This window comes from Tsuneonella dongtanensis (assembly GCF_001698205.1).
Taxonomy (GTDB): domain Bacteria; phylum Pseudomonadota; class Alphaproteobacteria; order Sphingomonadales; family Sphingomonadaceae; genus Tsuneonella; species Tsuneonella dongtanensis.
In genome coordinates, this window is the sequence record NZ_CP016591.1 from 1,810,378 (window position 1) to 1,827,462 (window position 17,085).

Consider the following 17,085-nt stretch of genomic DNA (forward strand, 5'->3'; position numbering starts at 1 on the left):
CGCGGCGGCTTGTGCCTTGCCGCGACATTGACCGCAAGCGGCGGGACGCGCGCCTCATCTCACTGCGGTAGCTGTTCACCCGCACCGACATCTGGCACCAAGGAAAGCGACCATGACATATGAACTGACTGACGATGACCGCTGGCGCATCGCGCTGGCGAAGGACCGGCGGTTCGACGGACACTTCGTCACCGGGGTTCATTCGACCGGCATATATTGCCGGCCCAGTTGCGCCGCGCGCCCGCCCAAGCGCGAGAATGTGCGGTTTTACGCGTCACCCGCTGATGCTGAAGCTGCCGGCCTGCGCGCTTGCCTGCGCTGCAAGCCCGGCGACGTGGCACGCGACGAGGCCGCTGTCCGCGCCGCGATCGACGAGATCAAGGCGTCCGACGGACTGCCGAGACTGGAAGAACTGGCAGCGCTGACCGGCTATTCGCCGAGCCATTTCCAGCGCCTTTTCACCCGCGCGACTGGCCTGTCACCGGCTGCTTATGCCCGTGCGCTCAGGGAGGAAAAGGCGCGCTCCGCGCTGAGCGCAGGGGGCAAGGTGACCGATGCGATCTACGATGCAGGCTACGAGAGTCCCAGCCGGTTCTACGATGCGATGGAGGACAAGATGGGCATGAACCCGTCGGCCTGGCGCGATGGAGGTCGCGGCACCAGAATTAGCTGGGCGGTCGTTTCGACGACGCTAGGGCCCATGCTGGTGGCCGCTACCGACAAGGGAGTCTGTCGTCTCTCGTTCGACGAGGGGCCGGAAGAGCTTTCCCGGCGCTTTCCCAACGCCGAGCTCGTCGAAGGCGGCACCGAATTCGAGCGGCTGCTTACGGACGTCGTGTCGTCGGTCGAGGAGCCCGGCCATAGCGCGCACATCCCGCTCGATGTGAAAGGGACCGCTTTCCAGGAAGCGTGCTGGAAGGCCCTGCGCGAGATTCCCCCCGGTGAGACGCGTACGTATGCCGAGATCGCCGCCGCGGCCGGCAATCCCAAGGCCGTACGCGCAGCGGGTAGCGCCAACGCGCGCAACAACGTCGCGGTTCTCATCCCGTGTCATCGGGTGATCCGGACAGGAGGCGATCTTGGCGGATATGCCTACGGGCTCGACATCAAGCGCGAGCTCCTCAAGCGTGAGGGATTGAAATGATGGACAAGGTCAAAGCTTTTCGCGCGCTGCACGTGCCTGGAAATCCCCTCATTCTGTTCAACATCTGGGACCCGGGCAGCGCCCGTGCGGTGGCCGAGGCCGGAGCCCATGCGCTTGCCACCGGCAGTCACGGTGTCGCGGAAGCAAGTGGGTATCTGGACGGAGAGAAATTCCCGCTCGGGTCCGTGCTCGAGAACCTGCGCCGCATCGTCTCGGTCAGCGAACTCCCTGTGACGCTCGACCTCGAAGCCGGCTACGGTTCCAATCCCGACGAGGTTGGTCGTTCGGTCGCAGCGGCACGCGACGCCGGTGCAATCGGTATCAACATGGAAGACAGGCTTCCCGGCGAAGCTGGCGTCCTGCCTGTCGCCGAGGCTTCCGCGCGTATCGCCGCGGCAGCCGCGAGCGGGCTCCATGTGAATGCGCGGACCGACGTCTATCGGGACATCAAGCCGGCGGACTATGCTCCGTCGCTGGTGGAGTCCGCGATCGAACGGTCCAAGGCCTACGCCGATGCCGGGGCCGGCAGCCTCTTCGTACCGTTCCTGGGCGACCATTCCACCATCGCCCGCATCTGTAAGTCGTCCGCACTCCCGGTGAACATCATGTGGGCGCCTGGCCGCGGAACTCGCGACGAGCTCGCTGGGCTGGGTGTCGCAAGGATCAGCTATGGCGGAGGACCCTGGCGGGCGGCGATGGATTGGCTGACCGCTCAGGCGCGGGTTGTCTTTTCGGGGGGCACACCGCCTTACGCCGGTTGACTAGCCCGACCGCTCGTGCCCCTTTAAATGTAATTGAGAAGGGGGCGAAATGACGGGAGCGAGTGTCGGCAACGCTGGAAATCGTCCTTCCATGCGGCGGCGAGTGCTGGCGTTTCCGCTGGTTGCCATGATCCTGGCACTGATCGCGGTGATCGGACCGATCTTCGCGTTTGCGCTGACCATGCAGACCCTCCCGCTGGATGTCTTTCCGGAGGACGTGGCGCTTTCGCTGGTGCTGATCGGTGCGACGTTGATCTCGATCGTGATGTACAAGATCGTCGTCACGCGCCTCGGCGAAAGTCCGCGCGATGACCTGCCGTTCGATGTCCGGATGCACGACGGCTGGCTTGGTGCGGTCTATGCCGCGCTCCTGATGAGCGCGATCGTGGGCGTGGTAGCGCTGCTCGGCGGGTATGCGATCCTGGGCTGGGGCGGCAGTACCAGCTGGCCGATGCTTCTTTTCGGGGCGGGCCTTCAGGCTGCCTTTGTGGAGGAAATCGTCGCCCGGGGTATCCTCTTCCGGTTCCTCGAGGAATTCGGGGGCAGCTGGTTCGCGCTCGCGGCGAGCTCCGCGCTCTTCGGGTTCGCCCACGCATCGAACGACAACGCGTCGACCTTCAGCTCGCTCGCGATTTCGCTGGAAGCAGGGGTTCTGCTCGGGGGTGCCTACATGCTCACGCGGGACCTGTGGCTACCGATCGGGATCCACTTTGGCTGGAATGTCACGCAGGGATACTTGTGGGACGTGCCGGTCTCCGGCGCTGCAGTCGACGGTCTCGTCGAAGCGGAGACAAGGGGGCCCGAGCTCATTTCGGGCGGTGCGTTCGGGGTCGAGGCGTCGATTGTCGCGATCGTGGTCGCAACCGCGGTGGGCCTGTGGCTCGTAGTGCTTGCCGCTCGACGCGGCCATGTCGTCAGGCCCTGGTGGGTGCGCCGACGGTTGGCGCGAGCAGGGGAGGCGAAGCGACCCTAGTCTAGCTTGGGCGGCATCCCCGGCTCGGCTTTTGCCATCGCGCGCTGGTAGGCGGGCCGCTCGCCGATCCGCCTGAGATAGGCCTGCAGGTTGGGCATGCCCTCGATCGATTGCCCGCTCATGGCGCGGCTGGTGGTGAGCTGGAAGCCCATCATGATATCGGCCGTCGTCAGCTGCGCACCGCCGAAATAGTCTGCCTCGCCGAGGCGCTTCTCCACGATGGCCCAGCTCTTCGCCATGCGGTCGGCCACGAAGGGCGGCGGTTGCTGCTGGAGCATCCGCGCGGCGACCAGCGCCATCATCCCGTTGGTCATGAATGTTCCGTTCGCCCAGTGATAGAAGAACAGGTGGTCGGCGAAGTCGGGATGGTCGGGGCCGGGCACGAGAGGAGTGCCCGGCGCATACATTGCAATTATCCAGTCGATGATTGCACCGCTTTCCCCGAGCACCAGGTCGCCGTCGGTGATGACCGGCGCGATCCCCATGGGATGCAGAGCCTTGTACTCGTCGGGTGCGAGATTGTTGTCTGCCCGGCGCATGTAGAGCTTCAGCTCGTAGTCGAGACCGAGCTCCTCGCAGAGCCAGACGATGCGTTCGGACTGCGAGAGACGCAGATGGTGGACTGTCAGCATGGACAAGCTGTTAGCATCAAACCTCGCAACCGTAACTCTTGATCTCCTCTCGCGTCTTTTCGCGTTCCGCCTTGCGGGCCGCTTCATCGCGATAAATTCCCGGATGTTCGGGTTTTACCTCCTCGAGCAACGAGTCCTTCTGACCCTTCTCGAACGCCTCGAACTTCTTGCGCAGCATGCAGGCATAGCCGCCGTTGCCGGCGAGGTAGCTCGCACCCACGATCTTCGCTTCGGCGGCGCGGTCTTCGGTCAGGAGCATGTGGATCAGCGCGCGTCGGACGTCCTGATCGAAAGGAGCGTAAGCAAAGGCGCTCTGGAGCGCAGCCTTGGCCGCGTCGGGCACCTCGGCGATGCTCTCATCCAAGAGGTGCGTCATGTAGTAGCCGTAGAGCGGGAAGGCATGGTCGTTGCGCATGTTGTTGGCCGCGACGAATTCGCGCCGTGCTTCGGCAAGCTTGGCAGGGCTGTCCAAGGATCGCATCAAGTCGACCTGCGCGCGGTAGATCGCGGCGTCTACCGACGTGGGATCGATCGCCAGGACGCGGTCGGCAAGGCTTTCGGCTTCCGCAAAGTTGCGCGCGTCGAACTCCGCTTCGGTCGCCGCAAGCAGCACTGCGGCGCTGTTGGGATAGCTCTGCACCAGCGCCCGAGCGGTCGCGACGAGCTTCTTGGCCTCGTCCTCGTCCACGCCGCGCTTCGCCCGGATCATCATGTCCATTCGCGCGGCTTCGTCCGCGGCCAGTTCGCTGATCGCGACGTCAGGCACCTTCTTCTGGGCGTAAGGCACCTTGAGCAGGAAAGCACGGCCCTTGCGGAACGCTTCGAGCTCCGACGTGAGTTTGTCGAGATCGCCGAAGGCAAGTTTGGCAGCATCCATCGGTGCCTTGCCCTCGGCGACGGCCTGGAGGTACTTGGCAATCTGGCCACGACGTTCCGGCTTGAGGTTCAGATGGCTCGCGATCAGCCAGCCGTGCGCATAGTTTCGACCGGTGGTTTCCCGATCCGGCTTTGCGGGCGGGTCGAACGTCTTCTCAAGATCGACCTTGATCGTCGCGAGGGCCGGGCTGCGCCACGGCGGAACCTCGCCGATGACGAAATGGTCGGAATTGAACTGAACGTTCGAAAACAGCTCGGCGAAGCCCTCGCTGTACCACAGCGGATAGGGAGCGTCGGCGTGCTGGAACATGAAGTAATGCACATACTCGTGCATCAATGTCGCTTTGGGATCGAGATCCAGGTTCGTATCGTAAGCGGTCTGGAAACCGCGTTCGCGGCGCAAGTCCTTCTTGATCGGAACGAACGCGACTGCGCCTGAAGCGCGGGGGATAAAAAATCCTCCGATGCCGCTGCCAGGCGCACCGGCGAGCGCTGCCATGTCGCTGGTTTCGCCGAACCGGAATACCGTCACCTAGATGGATTCGGGCGTATCCTCCTTGGAAGGCCCGATCCCGCTGATGATCCGCAACGCTTCGTCCAAACGCTCCAGTTCGCGCGCGAACTCTGCGGTCGCTTCGCGCGTATCTTCCGAATAGATATTGAAATGCTCGGTCCTGGCGAGGTGCCATTCGGCGGCCGCGACAGGCGTGGCGAATGCGGCAGCGACAGCTGCGAACAGCGATATCGAAATTTTCATCTAAAGATCCCCGTAAGGCCCCTGCGCAGGCCCTGGACGCCTGCCTAAACGATTGTCCGCAGATTTCAAACGAAGCTGTAAGGATCGATGTCGATCGTGACCCTGACACCCGGCGCGAGGCGCTGAGGCGCAAGCCATTCCCGGATCACGTCCTGAACCTGAGCGCTTCGGCGTGCATTGAGGAGCAGGCGATACCGATAGCGACCACGCAGGAGAGCGAGCGGCGCGGGAGCGGGGCCGAGTATCGCCACATCCTCGAGATGCGGACGGGTATCGCCGATCCGGTTTGCCGCCTCGCGCGCTTCGGCTTCATCCTCCGATGATACGATGATCGCCGCCCAACGACCGAAGGGCGGGGCGCCGGCGTGGCGGCGGGCGTCGGTTTCCGCCTGATAGAAGGCGTCGCGGTCGCCGGCGGCCAGCGCGGCGATGACCAAGGCGGTCGGATGCCGTGTCTGGATCAGCACCTCGCCGGGCTTCGCTCCCCGCCCCGCCCGCCCGGCGACCTGCGCGATCTGCTGGTAAGTTCGCTCGGCCGCGCGCAAGTCTCCGCCTTCGAGGCCCAGGTCGGCGTCGACGACGCCCACCAGCGTCAACTCTGGAAAGTGAAAGCCCTTTGTGACGAGCTGGGTGCCGACGATCACATCGATGGCCCCGGCTTCGGTCCGGGCGACGAACTCGACCGCTTTTTCCGGAGAGGTGATCGTATCGGAGGTCACGACCGCGACCCGTGCCTCGGGCAGGATCTCGGCCACCTCGTCGGCGATGCGCTCGACCCCGGGGCCGCAGGCGACAAGGCAATCGGGCTCGCCGCATTCGGGACATGCGGGCGGGGGCGGGGTTTCGTGCCCGCAGTGGTGGCAGGCCAGCCGACGGGACAGGCGGTGCTCGACCAGCCAGGCCGTACAATTCGGGCACTGGAAGCGAAAACCGCAATTCCGGCAGAGGGTTAGCGGAGCATACCCGCGGCGATTGAGGAACAGCAGCGACTGCTCCCCCCGCGCAAGCCGCTCCTCCATCTGCGCAACCAGCCGCGGGGCCAGCCAGCGGCCGCGTTCGGGCTTTTCCTCGGTGAGATCGATGGTGTCGATGGTGGGCAGGCGCGCGCCGCCGTAGCGATCCTCCAGCACGAGCCGCTGATAGACGCCGCTCTCGGCCATTTGCAGGCTTTCGAGCGCTGGGGTGGCGCTGGCGAGCACCACCGGGATCGATTCGAATCGCGCGCGCATCACCGCCACGTCGCGTGCGTTGTAGCGCACCCCGTCGTCCTGCTTGAAGCTCACCTCGTGCGCCTCGTCGACAACAATGAGGCCTAAGTTCTTGTAAGGCAGGAACAATGCCGAGCGCGCGCCGACGACGACCTGGGCTTCGCCGGCGGCGATCGCCCTCCATGCCCGGCGGCGCTCGGTCGACTTGAGGCTGGAATGCCAGACCACCGGCGGGGTACCGAAGCGATCTTCGAACCGGCGCAGGAATGCCTCGGTCAGCGCGATCTCGGGCAGCAGAACGAGCGTCTGGCGACCCATCTCGAGCGTTCTGGCGACCGCTTCGAGGTAGACTTCGGTCTTCCCCGATCCGGTCACTCCGTCGAGCAGGAACGGGGCGAATTGCCGCGCTTCGACCGCCGAGATGATGATTTTCGACACCTCTTCCTGCGCCGAATTCAGCACCGGCACCGAAAAATCAGCACGCGCGGAGGGGTAGGGCCGGTCGCAATCGACCAGGACCGGTTCGAGCACACCCTGGTTGACGAGTCCGCGCAGGACTCCTTCGCTCACCCCGGCGATTCCGGCGAGCTCGCGGATCGTCGCCTGCTCTCCCTCCAGCGCCTCGATGGCCGCCAGCCGCTGCGGCGTGAGGCGTTCGGGCAGGCCGCCCGACAGCCGGTATTCGGTCATCGTGGCGGGGCCGCGGAGCGCGCCGCCACTGGACAGGACCATCCGGGCGACGGCTGCCAGAGGAGCGCAATAGTAGTCGGCGGTCCATTCGATCAGCCGCCGAAGTTCGGCCCTGAGCGGAGGAACCGGCAGGACGTCGATCAAGGGCCTTAGCTTGGCTTCCGGAACCTCGCTCGCGGGCAGCCGTTCAGCCTCCCAGACGATCCCGACGATCTGGCGGGGACCGAGAGGCGCGACGACGACCGAACCCGGCTCGACGTGCATCCCGTCCGGGACGCGGTAGTCGAGCGGGCCGAGCGCGGCGTTGAATATGACCAGTCGGGCGCGGTTCATGTGTTCATGCCCATATGGGCGCCGCCGGGGTGGAGCGGCAAGGTGAGGACCCGATAGAATGACCGAATTGATTGACACCCCGACCGTTTTCCACCGCCGCAAGTTCCTTGCGGGCATTGGAGTCGCCGGCGGCGCGCTCGTGCTGCCCGCCTGTTCCAGCCTCGGCGGATTCAGCTTTACCGACGCTATCGCGCGGCTGCTTTTCCTTTCGACCGGCCGCGCGTTCGACCGGATGACCGCCCCTGGCGGGTTCTGGGACCAGCAGGTCGCCTCGATCGGCTTCGACCAGTTCCTCGGCGCACGCGGCGGGACGCTGGGGCGGATCCTGACCTCGAGCCTTTTCAAGGATCGTCTCGCCCGCGCGCTCGCCCCGGTGGCCTTCGACGCGGCGGAGCGGGCTGCGCCTGTCGTGGCCGACACTATCCGCGTGGTGGGCTTCCAGAACGCGGTCGACCTCGTCCGCGGCGGTCCGCGCGCGGCCACCAGCTTCCTGCGACAGGAAATGGGCTATCGCCTCGTCGATGCCATGCTTCCGGGTATCGGACAGGGGCTGCGCGTCGCCAGCGATCCGCTGGTCGGTGAAGCGCTCGCCGCGCTCACGGGTGTCGACGTGCCGCAGGTCGCGCGCACCTTCAGCACCACGGTCGACAACGTCATCTGGGACCAGATCGGCTTCGAGGAAGAAGCGATCCGCCGCGATCCCGCGAGCACCCGCGATCCGCTGATCATCGGCGTGTTTGGCGCAGGGAACGCGTTCTAGCCACCGCCGGACCCACAAGCTAAGGCTCTCCGGGAATCGCCATCCCGGAGAGCCTTTTTCATGAAATTCTTCGCCGACACCGCCGAGATCGCCGACATCCGCGAACTGAACGACGCGGGGCTGCTCGACGGGGTGACCACCAACCCGTCACTGATCCACAAGTCGGGCCGCGACTTCATAGAAGTGACGAAGGAAATCTGCGGCATCGTCGACGGGCCGGTTTCGGCCGAAGTCGTCGCGCTCGATCACGAGACGATGATGAAGGAGGCCGAAGTCCTCCGGAAGATCGCCGACAACGTCTGCATCAAGGTGCCGCTGACGATCGACGGGCTGAAGACCTGCCGCGCGCTGACCAATGACGGCACCATGGTCAACGTGACGCTGTGCTTCAGCGCCAACCAGGCGCTGCTGGCGGCCAAGGCGGGGGCGACCTTCATTTCGCCCTTCGTGGGCCGGCACGACGACAACGGGTTCGACGGCATGGACCTGATCCGCGACATCCGCCTGATCTACGACAACTACGACTTCCGCACCGAAATCCTCGTCGCCAGCGTGCGCCACGTGGTCCACGTACTCGAAAGCGCGCGGATCGGTGCGGACGTGATGACCGCGCCGCCCGCGGTGATCCGCAACCTTGCCAAGCACGTGCTCACCGACAAGGGCATCGAAGGCTTCCTCGCCGACTGGGCGAAGACCGGGCAGACGATCGGCTAGCGTTGGCGAAGCATCCTTCGACAGGCTCAGGATGAGCGGATGTTTTTGCCAGGTCCGCTCAGCCTAAGCTTGTCGAAGGCCACGCACTGCCGCTAGCCCAGCAATTGATGGCCGACGAAACCCCTCTAGATCGTTTCAAGCACGCGCTGACCGGCGCCAGCCGTGCGGTCGCGCACGAGCCTGAGGTCGAGGTCGCGTGGAGCGCGGATGCGCCAACGGTGCGCGGCAAGCAGATGCGCGTGCCGCTTCCGGGGCGCTCGCTGCCGGCCGACCAGGTGCGCGAGGCGCGCGGCGTGGCTGACGGGTTCGCGCTGCGCCTGCTTCATCACAACGAGGCGCTCCACGCGCGCGGCGCTCCGACGGAGCCGGTCGCGCGGGCGTGCTACGATGTCGCCGAGATGATCCGCTACGAGGCGCTGGGTTCGAACAGCTACGGCGGGATGCGCGACAACCTCGACGCGGCGATGCAACTGCGCACCGCGGGCGACCCGATCACGCGGGCGATCCGCAAGGAAGACGTGCCGCTGCCGACCGCGCTCGGCCTCATCCTGCGCGAGAAGCTGACCGGGCAAGCCGTCCCCGAGCGGGCGAGTGCCGGGGTCGAGATGGTGCGCGACTGGATCGAGGACCGCGCGCTCGGCGATTTCGATGCGCTGGCGTTGACGCTCGACGACCAGAAGGCGTTCCAGAACCTTACGCTCGACCTGCTGCGCCACCTCGAACTGACGCTGCCCGACGATCTCGACCAGACCCCCGACGACAGCGACGACGGCGACGAGCCCGAGGGCGAGCAGGAAGACGAGGGCGAGGACGACAACGAGGGGCAGGGCGACCCGCAGGCTACCGAGATGGCCGGCGAGATGTCCGAGGGCGACGACGACGGCGAGGGTGAGACCGAAATGTCCTCCGAAGAGGACATGCAGGACGGCGAGCCGGGGGACGAGGGCGAGGAGGGCATGATGCCCGTCCGGCCCAACCGTCCGTGGACCGATATCCCCGAAGGCTTCGACTACAAGGCCTGGACCACGAAGTTCGACGAGGTGATCGAGGCGCCCGAGCTGTGCGACAGCGAGGAACTCGACCGGCTGCGCGCCTATCTCGATAGCCAGCTGACCGGCCTGCAAGGCGTCGTCACTCGCCTCGCCAACCGCCTCCAGCGCCGGCTGATGGCGCAGCAGAACCGCTCATGGGACTTCGACCAGGAAGAGGGCCTGCTCGATGCCGCCCGGCTCGCCAGGGTCATCATTAGTCCGGGCCACTCGCTGTCCTACAAGGTCGAGCGCGACGTCGAGTTCAAGGACACCGTCGTTACCCTGCTGATCGACAACTCGGGCTCGATGCGCGGGCGGCCGATCTCGATCGCCGCGATCAGCGCCGACATCCTCGGCCGTACGCTGGAGCGCGTGGGCGTGAAGACCGAAGTGCTCGGCTTCACCACCCGCGCGTGGAAGGGCGGGCAGAGCCGCGAGCAATGGCTGGCCGAGGGCAAGCCCGCACAGCCGGGCCGCCTCAACGACTTGCGCCATATCATTTACAAGAAGGCTGACGAACCGTGGCGCCGCGCGCGCCGCAACCTCGGCCTGATGATGCGCGAGGGGCTGCTCAAGGAGAACATCGACGGCGAGGCGCTGCTCTGGGCGCACGAGCGCCTGCTCGCCCGCAGCGAGGACCGCCGCATCCTGATGGTGATTTCCGACGGCGCGCCGGTGGACGATTCGACCCTGAGCGTGAACAGCGCAGGCTACCTCGAACAGCACCTCCGCAAGGTGATCGACTGGATCGAGAAGCAGTCGCCGGTGCAGCTCGTCGCCATCGGCATCGGCCACGACGTGACCCGCTACTACAAGCGTGCGGTGACGATTATGGACGTCGAGCAACTCGGCGGCACGATCACCGAGCAATTGGCCGAACTGTTCGAGGTTGAATGATGAACGTCTCCGAAGCCGTTGCCACGCGCCGCTCCATCCGAGCTTTCCTCGATAAGCCGGTCGATCGCGCCGTGCTCGAGCGCATTCTCGAGAAGGCCCAGCGCACGGCGTCGGGCGGGAACACCCAGCCGTGGCACGGGATCGTGCTCACCGGCGATCCGCTCCGGCGGCTGCTGGACCGTGTGGCGGAGGATGTACCGAAGGGGCGCGCGGCGTTCGCGCCCGAGTACCACGTCTATCCGCCCGAGCTCGACCGCAACTACGAGGCGCGGCGCTTCGGGGTGGGCGAGGCGCTCTACGCCGCGCTCGGTATCCCGCGCGAGGACAAGATGGCGCGGCTGATGTGGTTCGCGCGCAACTTCCAGGCCTTCGGCGCGCCGGTGCTGATGTTGGCCCACACGCCGAAATACATGGGGCCGCCGCAGTGGTCGGACATCGGCATGTGGCTGCAGACTATCGCGCTGCTCCTGCGCGAGGAGGGAATGGACTCTTGCTTCCAGGAGGCGTGGGCGGTCTATTCCCCGCAGATCCGCGAGGTGGTCGACATTCCCGAGGATCACATCTTTTTCTGCGGCATGGCGATCGGCTGGGGCGATCGCGAGGACCCGGTCAACACGTTCCCCGTCCCCCGCGCGCCCCTCGACGAGGCGGTGCGCTGGGAAGGTTGGGATTGACGCTTGGCCGCGTGCCGCTAACCCGCCGCGCATGGCCGACCTGAAGCTCTTCAACTCGCTGACCCGCAGCCTGGAAACCTTCCAGCCGATCCACCCCGGCGAGGCGCGGGTCTATTCGTGCGGACCGACGGTCTACAACTACCAGCACGTCGGCAACATGCGCGCCTATGTCTTCGCCGACACGCTGGGACGGGTGCTGAGCTTCAAGGGGTATCGCCTCACCCACGTGATCAACATCACCGACGTCGGCCACCTCACTAGCGACGCCGACGCGGGCGACGACAAGATGGAGAAGGCCGCGGCGTCGCAGGGCAAGTCGGCGTGGGACATCGCGCGGCACTACCAGGAGGTGTTCGAGGCGGACCTGCGGCGGCTGAACATCCGCGAGGTCCAGCACCCCAGGGCGACCGACTACGTCGAGAAGATGGTCGAGTGGGGCAAGGCCATCGAGGGTAAGCACGCCTATCGCCTCGACGGCGGGCTCTATTTCGATGTTTCGACCGTGCCCGACTACGGCCGCCTTGCGCGCGCCTCGACCGATGAGGGCGAGGGCCGGATCGAGACGGTCGAGGGCAAGCGCCACGCCGCCGACTTCGCGCTCTGGCGCACAACGCCGCCGGGCGAGAGCCGCCAGATGGAATGGGATTCGCCCTGGGGCCGCGGCGCGCCCGGCTGGCACATCGAATGCTCGGTGATGAGCGCCGAGCTGCTCGGCCATCCGTTCGACATTCACACCGGGGGGATCGACCACCGCGAAATCCACCACCCGAACGAGATCGCCCAAAATCAGGCGCACAGCTGCGGCCCGGACACCGGCGCGCGGATCTGGATGCACAACAACTTCCTCGTTGACCGGCGGGGGAAGATGAGCAAATCCACCGGCGATTTCTTGACACTGCAGGCACTCGTCGACCGCGGCTACCACCCACTTGCCTATCGCCTGCTGTGCCTTCAGGCGCACTATCGCAGCGAACTGGAGTTCACCTGGGAGGGGCTGGGCGCTGCGCTGGTGCGGCTGAAGCGGCTCGTCGCAATGATAGAAAAGCATCGGGCATCCACAGACGTCAGCGAGGTGCAGGACCGACTTGCAAATGACAGAGCTGCAGCGATCGCTGGCTTGGGACCGAACATTCGAGAACTATTCGATGACTTTGAAGGTTTTGTAAGCGACGACTTAAATACTCCAGCGGCGTTGGTCGCGCTTGAACGTGCTGTTGGCGTTGCAGGCACAGAAGCGGCGTGGATAGTCGACGTGCTCGCTGTCGTGACCGAGATGGACAGGGTGTTCGGATTGCAACTTAGCACCGTGTCGAGAGCTGATCTCCGCATCCGCCCCGCCAACGCCACCATCACCGAAGACGAAATCGAGGCCGCGCTCGCCCGCCGCAAGGAGGCGCGCGCCGCAAAGGACTTCACCGAATCCGACGCCATCCGCGATGAACTCGCGGCACAGGGCGTCGAGGTGATGGACGGCGACCCACTGGGTTGGGAGTGGAAGCTATGACCATCGCCGTCCTTTCGGGCCTCGTGCGCCCCCTTGTCGAACCGCACCTGCCGCCGGAGATCGAGCCGCGCTGGTTCACTTCGCTCGAGGAGCTTGCCGCCCTGGCGCCGGATGCGGAGATCGGCTGGTTCGATCTCGACAGGAAGGAGCCGATGGTCGCGGCGGTGCGCGCCGCCGAAAACCTCAGGTGGTTCAATTCGATCTACGCCGGGCTCGATTTCCTGCCGCTCGACGTGTTGGCGGAACGCAAGGTGACGATCACCAACGGCGCCGGGATCAATGCCATCACCATCGCCGAATACGTCGTGATGCTGATGCTGGTCCACGCCAAGGGCTACCGCGAGGTGGTCCGCGCGCAGGAGCGCCACGAATGGCTGCTCGATTCGCCCGGCAAGCTGGAGCTGGCGGGCACTCGCGCGCTGCTGCTGGGCATGGGGGCGATCGGCGGGCTGGTGAAGACCCGGCTCGAGGCCTTCGACGTCGAGGTGGTGCCGGTGCGGCGCTCCGCGTCGGAGGGGGCACTGGGCCCCGATGAATGGCGCGACCGGCTCGGCGACTTCGACTGGCTCATCCTCGCGGTCCCCGCCACGCCAGAGACCGACGGAATGATCGGCCGCGCGGAGCTGGCCGCGATGAAGGACAGCGCCGTGCTGGTGAACATCGCCCGCGGCGCGGTGGTCGACCAGGATGCGCTGGTCGAAGCCTTGCAGGCCAAGGCGATCGGCGGCGCCTTGCTCGACGTGACCACGCCCGAGCCGTTGCCCGCGGATCACGCGCTCTGGTCGCTCGACAACGCGCAGGTCACGATGCACCTTTCGGGACGCGCGCAGTCGAAGATGTTCGTGCGCTCTGCCCAGCGCTTCGTGGAGAACTGCCGCCGCTACGTCGCCGGCGAGCCGCTGGCGCCGATTTTCGATCCGGCGCGCGGATACTGAAAAAAGAGCCGATTGATACAAGACTCCTGCCACTCCGCTTGATAGGCTCCCCCTTTCCGAACTGGGGGGAGTGGCGGAATGGCCGAAGCCGGCAAGCGCAAAGCATCCGATCTTTTCATCGAGTGTCTCGAGGCGGAGGGGTGTGAATACATCTTCGGCGTTCCGGGCGAGGAGAACCTCGATTTCCTCGACAGCCTCAGCCGGTCGGACAAGATCAAGCTGATCCTGACCCGGCACGAACAGGGCGCCGGCTTCATGGCAGCGACCTATGGCCGGCACACGGGCAAGACCGGCGTCTGCATCGCCACGCTCGGCCCCGGCGCGACCAACTTCGTGACGGCCGCCGCCTATGCCCAGCTCGGCGGAATGCCGATGATGATGATCACCGGGCAGAAGCCGATCAAGAAGTCGAAGCAGGGCCGGTTCCAGATCCTCGACGTCGTCGCGATGATGGGCCCGATCACCAAGTACACACACCAGCTGGCCGCGGGCGATAACATCCCCAGCCGCGTGCGAGAGGCTTATCGCCTCGCCGAAGAGGAAAAGCCCGGCGCGGTTCACCTCGAATTCCCCGAGGACATCGCCGAGGAAAAGACCGACGCCCAGCCGATCCCGCGCTCCACAGCGCGGCGCCCGTCGGCCGAGCCCAAAGCGGTGCGCCAGGCGGTCGAGATGATCGAAAAGGCCAAGGCGCCTGTCCTCGTCATCGGTGCGGGCGCGAACCGCAAGATGACCGGGCGCATGCTGGAACAGTTCGTCGAGAAGACCGGCATACCGTTCCTGACGACCCAGATGGGCAAGGGCGTGATCGACGAGCGTCACCCCAAGTTCCTCGGTTGCGCCGCGCTCTCCGCCGGGGACTTCGTCCACCGCGCGGTGGAAGACAGCGACTGCATCATCAATGTCGGCCATGACGTGATCGAGAAGCCGCCCTTCTTCATGAAGGCGGGCGGGGCGAAGGTGATCCACGTCTCCAACCGCACCGCGGAGGTCGACCCGGTCTATTTCCCGCAGGTCGAGGTGATTGGCGACATCGCCAACGCCATCTGGCAGATCAAGGAAGACATCAGCCCCAACCGTAGCTGGAGCTTCGACCACATGCTCGCGTATCACGCGGCCGAACTCGAGCACACCGGCAAGCTGGCCAAGGATGCGCGTTTCCCGATCTTCCCGCCGCACCTCGTGCAGCAGGTCCGCGACGCGATGCCCCACGACGGGATCATCTGCCTCGACAACGGGGTCTACAAGATCTGGTTCGCGCGCGGATATACCGCGTACCTGCCAAACACCGTACTGCTCGACAACGCGCTGGCGACGATGGGCGCGGGTCTGCCGAGCGCGATGATGAGCGCGATGCTCTATCCCGAGCGCAAGGTCATGGCGATCTGCGGCGACGGCGGCTTCATGATGAACGACCAGGAGATGGAGACCGCGGTGCGCCTCGGCCTCAATCTCACCGTCCTCATCCTGCGCGACGATGCTTATGGCATGATCCGCTGGAAGCAGGCGAACATGGGCTTTGCCGATTTCGGCCTGACCTACGGCAACCCCGACTTCGTCAAGTTCGCCGAGAGCTTCGGGGCGACCGGCCACCGGATCACCAGCAGCGACCACCTGCGCGAGACGCTGCGGCACTGCAACGAGACGCCCGGCGTCCACCTGATCGACTGCCCGGTCGACTACTCCGAGAACGACCGCATTCTCAACAAGGACATCAAGGAGCTGAGCAAGGCGCTGTGACCAAGCTCAAGGACACATACCCGCTCTACCTCAACAACAAGGCCGCGCAGCCGAACACCGACCTCAAGGTGACCGACAAGTTCACCGGCGAGGTCGCCTTCCGCACCGCGCTGGCGACGCCCGACGTCATCGACGAGGCGATTGCCGGGGCGGTCCGCGCGGCAGAGCCGATGGCGCGGCTCGCGAGTTACGAGAAGCAAGGCGTCCTCCAGCACTGCGTCGACCGGTTCCAGGAACGGTTCGACGAGCTGGCCTATGCCTTGTGCGTCGAGGCTGGAAAGCCGATCAAGGACGCGGAGGGCGAGGTCACCCGCCTGATCGACACCTTCCGCATCGCCGCCGAAGAGGCGACCCGCAACTACGGCGAGGTCCAGCCGCTCGACATCAGCCCGCGCGCCAAGGGCTACATGGGCATGTGGAAGCGGGTGCCGATCGGCCCGTGCAGCTTCATCAGCCCGTTCAATTTCCCGCTGAACCTGGCCGCGCACAAGATCGCCCCGGCGATCGCGGTCGGGTGCCCGTTCGTGATGAAGCCAGCTTCGCTGACTCCGCTCGGCGCGATCATCATGGGCGAGGTGCTCGCCGAGTGCGACGTGCTGCCCGAAGGCGCGTTCTCCATCCTGCCCGCCAGCCGCGACGGGGCCGACCTGTTCACCACCGACGAGCGGCTCAAGCTACTCAGCTTCACCGGATCGCCCGGCGTCGGCTGGGACCTCAAGGCCAAGGCCGGCAAGAAGAAGGTCGTGCTCGAACTCGGCGGCAACGCGGCGGTGATCGTCGACAGGGACGCCGACCTCGACCACGCGCTCGAACGCACGATCTTCGGCGCGTTCTACCAGAGCGGGCAGAGCTGCATCGGCGTCCAGCGCATCCTGATCCAGGACGAGGTCTACGACCGGTTCAAGGACATGCTCGTGGCCAAGGCGAAGACGCTGGTCGCGGGCGACCCGAAGGACCGCGACACCTTCGTCGGCCCGATGATCTCCGAGAAGGAAGCGACCCGCCTGAAGGGCTGGATCGACGAGGCGGTGGAGGCCGGGGCGACCCTGCTGTGCGGCGGCAAGCGCGAGGGCGCGATGCTCGAGGCGACCCTGCTCGAGGGCGTGCCCGAGGGGTGCAAGGCCAACCGCGAGGAAGCGTTCGGCCCGCTCGCCAACCTCACCCGCTTCTCGAGCTGGGACGAGGCGATGCACATCGTCAACGACAGCAAGTTCGGCCTCCAGGCGGGCATGTTCACGCGCGACATCCACCAGGTGCTAGAGGCGTGGGACGTGCTCGACGTCGGCGGCGTGGTGGTCAACGACGTGCCCAGCTACCGCGTCGACAACATGCCCTATGGCGGGGTCAAGGACTCCGGCCTCGGCCGCGAGGGCATCCGCTTCGCGATGGAGGACATGAGCGAGATCCGGAACCTGGTGATCCGGCGCCAGGGCCTCGCCTGAGCGCGAAAGGCGAC

The 17,085-nt window shown here is 65.8% G+C and carries 15 protein-coding genes; 11 read left to right on the top strand and 4 right to left on the bottom strand.

All coding sequences use genetic code 11. The annotated features are described in order from the left end of the window. The first annotated feature begins 112 nt into the window (after positions 1-112). The 3 genes from A6F68_RS15020 (at position 113) to A6F68_RS08855 (ending at position 2,878) form a co-directional block, all read left to right on the top strand. Positions 113-1,144: a bifunctional transcriptional activator/DNA repair enzyme AdaA gene (locus A6F68_RS15020; protein WP_067678771.1), complete on the top strand. Its 1,032-nt coding sequence runs from the start codon at positions 113-115 to the stop codon at positions 1,142-1,144. Then, positions 1,141-1,905 carry an isocitrate lyase/PEP mutase family protein gene (locus tag A6F68_RS15025; protein ID WP_067678774.1) on the top strand — a complete coding sequence of 255 codons (765 nt, stop codon included), beginning with the start codon at positions 1,141-1,143 and terminating at the stop codon, positions 1,903-1,905. Before A6F68_RS15020 ends, A6F68_RS15025 begins: the two co-directional genes overlap by 4 nt. Before the next feature lie 91 nt (positions 1,906-1,996). Continuing rightward, positions 1,997-2,878, top strand: coding sequence for a CPBP family intramembrane glutamic endopeptidase (locus A6F68_RS08855; protein ID WP_074428302.1), 882 nt, complete (start codon positions 1,997-1,999; stop codon positions 2,876-2,878). On the opposite strand, the gene A6F68_RS08860 is transcribed toward A6F68_RS08855, so the two are convergent. From A6F68_RS08860 to A6F68_RS08875, 4 genes are all read right to left on the bottom strand, one after another. After that, positions 2,875-3,510, bottom strand: coding sequence for a glutathione S-transferase family protein (locus A6F68_RS08860; protein ID WP_067678780.1), 636 nt, complete (start codon positions 3,508-3,510; stop codon positions 2,875-2,877). The genes A6F68_RS08855 and A6F68_RS08860 overlap by 4 nt on opposite strands. Positions 3,511-3,526: 16 nt before the next feature. Further along, positions 3,527-4,918: a tetratricopeptide repeat protein gene (locus A6F68_RS08865; RefSeq protein ID WP_067678783.1), complete on the bottom strand. Its 1,392-nt coding sequence runs from the start codon at positions 4,916-4,918 to the stop codon at positions 3,527-3,529. Continuing rightward, positions 4,919-5,143, bottom strand: coding sequence for a hypothetical protein (locus A6F68_RS08870; RefSeq protein ID WP_067678785.1), 225 nt, complete (start codon positions 5,141-5,143; stop codon positions 4,919-4,921). It lies immediately after the preceding gene. 65 nt (positions 5,144-5,208) lie between these two features. After that, positions 5,209-7,374, bottom strand: coding sequence for a primosomal protein N' (locus A6F68_RS08875; protein WP_067678788.1), 2,166 nt, complete (start codon positions 7,372-7,374; stop codon positions 5,209-5,211). A 58-nt stretch (positions 7,375-7,432) separates the two neighbouring features. Here A6F68_RS08875 and A6F68_RS08880 point away from each other — a divergent pair, with 58 nt between their 5' ends. The 8 genes from A6F68_RS08880 (at position 7,433) to A6F68_RS08915 (ending at position 17,071) form a co-directional block, all read left to right on the top strand. After that, complete coding sequence (locus tag A6F68_RS08880; protein WP_067678791.1) at positions 7,433-8,134, top strand: DUF4197 domain-containing protein; 702 nt, start codon at positions 7,433-7,435, stop codon at positions 8,132-8,134. 60 nt (positions 8,135-8,194) lie between these two features. Beyond that, positions 8,195-8,848 (top strand): fructose-6-phosphate aldolase, encoded by a 654-nt coding sequence (gene fsa / locus A6F68_RS08885; protein ID WP_067678794.1) that lies wholly within the window; start codon positions 8,195-8,197, stop codon positions 8,846-8,848. A 107-nt stretch (positions 8,849-8,955) separates the two neighbouring features. Beyond that, positions 8,956-10,776 (top strand): cobaltochelatase subunit CobT, encoded by a 1,821-nt coding sequence (gene cobT / locus A6F68_RS08890; RefSeq protein WP_067678797.1) that lies wholly within the window; start codon positions 8,956-8,958, stop codon positions 10,774-10,776. Then, positions 10,773-11,450 carry a nitroreductase gene (locus A6F68_RS08895; RefSeq protein WP_335673611.1) on the top strand — a complete coding sequence of 226 codons (678 nt, stop codon included), beginning with the start codon at positions 10,773-10,775 and terminating at the stop codon, positions 11,448-11,450. The genes cobT and A6F68_RS08895 overlap by 4 nt, the downstream gene beginning before the upstream one ends. 31 nt (positions 11,451-11,481) lie before the next feature. Next, positions 11,482-12,954, top strand: a complete 1,473-nt coding sequence (gene cysS / locus A6F68_RS08900) for a cysteine--tRNA ligase (protein ID WP_067678800.1) — start codon at positions 11,482-11,484, stop codon at positions 12,952-12,954. Further along, a complete protein-coding gene (locus A6F68_RS08905; protein WP_067678803.1) occupies positions 12,951-13,889 on the top strand; it encodes a D-2-hydroxyacid dehydrogenase in 939 nt (312 codons plus the stop codon). The genes cysS and A6F68_RS08905 overlap by 4 nt, the downstream gene beginning before the upstream one ends. Before the next feature lie 78 nt (positions 13,890-13,967). Next, positions 13,968-15,629: an acetolactate synthase large subunit gene (locus tag A6F68_RS08910; protein WP_067678805.1), complete on the top strand. Its 1,662-nt coding sequence runs from the start codon at positions 13,968-13,970 to the stop codon at positions 15,627-15,629. Further along, complete coding sequence (locus A6F68_RS08915) at positions 15,626-17,071, top strand: aldehyde dehydrogenase family protein (protein ID WP_067678808.1); 1,446 nt, start codon at positions 15,626-15,628, stop codon at positions 17,069-17,071. The genes A6F68_RS08910 and A6F68_RS08915 overlap by 4 nt, the downstream gene beginning before the upstream one ends. Positions 17,072-17,085: the final 14 nt, after the last annotated feature.

Excerpts from the sequence above, each read along its gene's own strand:
- A6F68_RS15020 (WP_067678771.1), top strand. The coding sequence starts at position 113 with ATGACATATGAACTGACTGACGATGACCGCTGGCGCATCGCGCTGGCG.
- A6F68_RS15025 (WP_067678774.1), top strand. The coding sequence starts at position 1,141 with ATGATGGACAAGGTCAAAGCTTTTCGCGCGCTGCACGTGCCTGGAAAT.
- A6F68_RS08855 (WP_074428302.1), top strand. The coding sequence starts at position 1,997 with ATGCGGCGGCGAGTGCTGGCGTTTCCGCTGGTTGCCATGATCCTGGCA.
- A6F68_RS08860 (WP_067678780.1), bottom strand. The coding sequence starts at position 3,510 with ATGCTGACAGTCCACCATCTGCGTCTCTCGCAGTCCGAACGCATCGTC.
- A6F68_RS08870 (WP_067678785.1), bottom strand. The coding sequence starts at position 5,143 with ATGAAAATTTCGATATCGCTGTTCGCAGCTGTCGCTGCCGCATTCGCC.
- A6F68_RS08875 (WP_067678788.1), bottom strand. The coding sequence starts at position 7,374 with ATGAACCGCGCCCGACTGGTCATATTCAACGCCGCGCTCGGCCCGCTC.
- A6F68_RS08880 (WP_067678791.1), top strand. The coding sequence starts at position 7,433 with ATGACCGAATTGATTGACACCCCGACCGTTTTCCACCGCCGCAAGTTC.
- fsa (WP_067678794.1), top strand. The coding sequence starts at position 8,195 with ATGAAATTCTTCGCCGACACCGCCGAGATCGCCGACATCCGCGAACTG.
- cobT (WP_067678797.1), top strand. The coding sequence starts at position 8,956 with ATGGCCGACGAAACCCCTCTAGATCGTTTCAAGCACGCGCTGACCGGC.
- A6F68_RS08895 (WP_335673611.1), top strand. The coding sequence starts at position 10,773 with ATGATGAACGTCTCCGAAGCCGTTGCCACGCGCCGCTCCATCCGAGCT.
- cysS (WP_067678800.1), top strand. The coding sequence starts at position 11,482 with ATGGCCGACCTGAAGCTCTTCAACTCGCTGACCCGCAGCCTGGAAACC.
- A6F68_RS08905 (WP_067678803.1), top strand. The coding sequence starts at position 12,951 with ATGACCATCGCCGTCCTTTCGGGCCTCGTGCGCCCCCTTGTCGAACCG.
- A6F68_RS08910 (WP_067678805.1), top strand. The coding sequence starts at position 13,968 with ATGGCCGAAGCCGGCAAGCGCAAAGCATCCGATCTTTTCATCGAGTGT.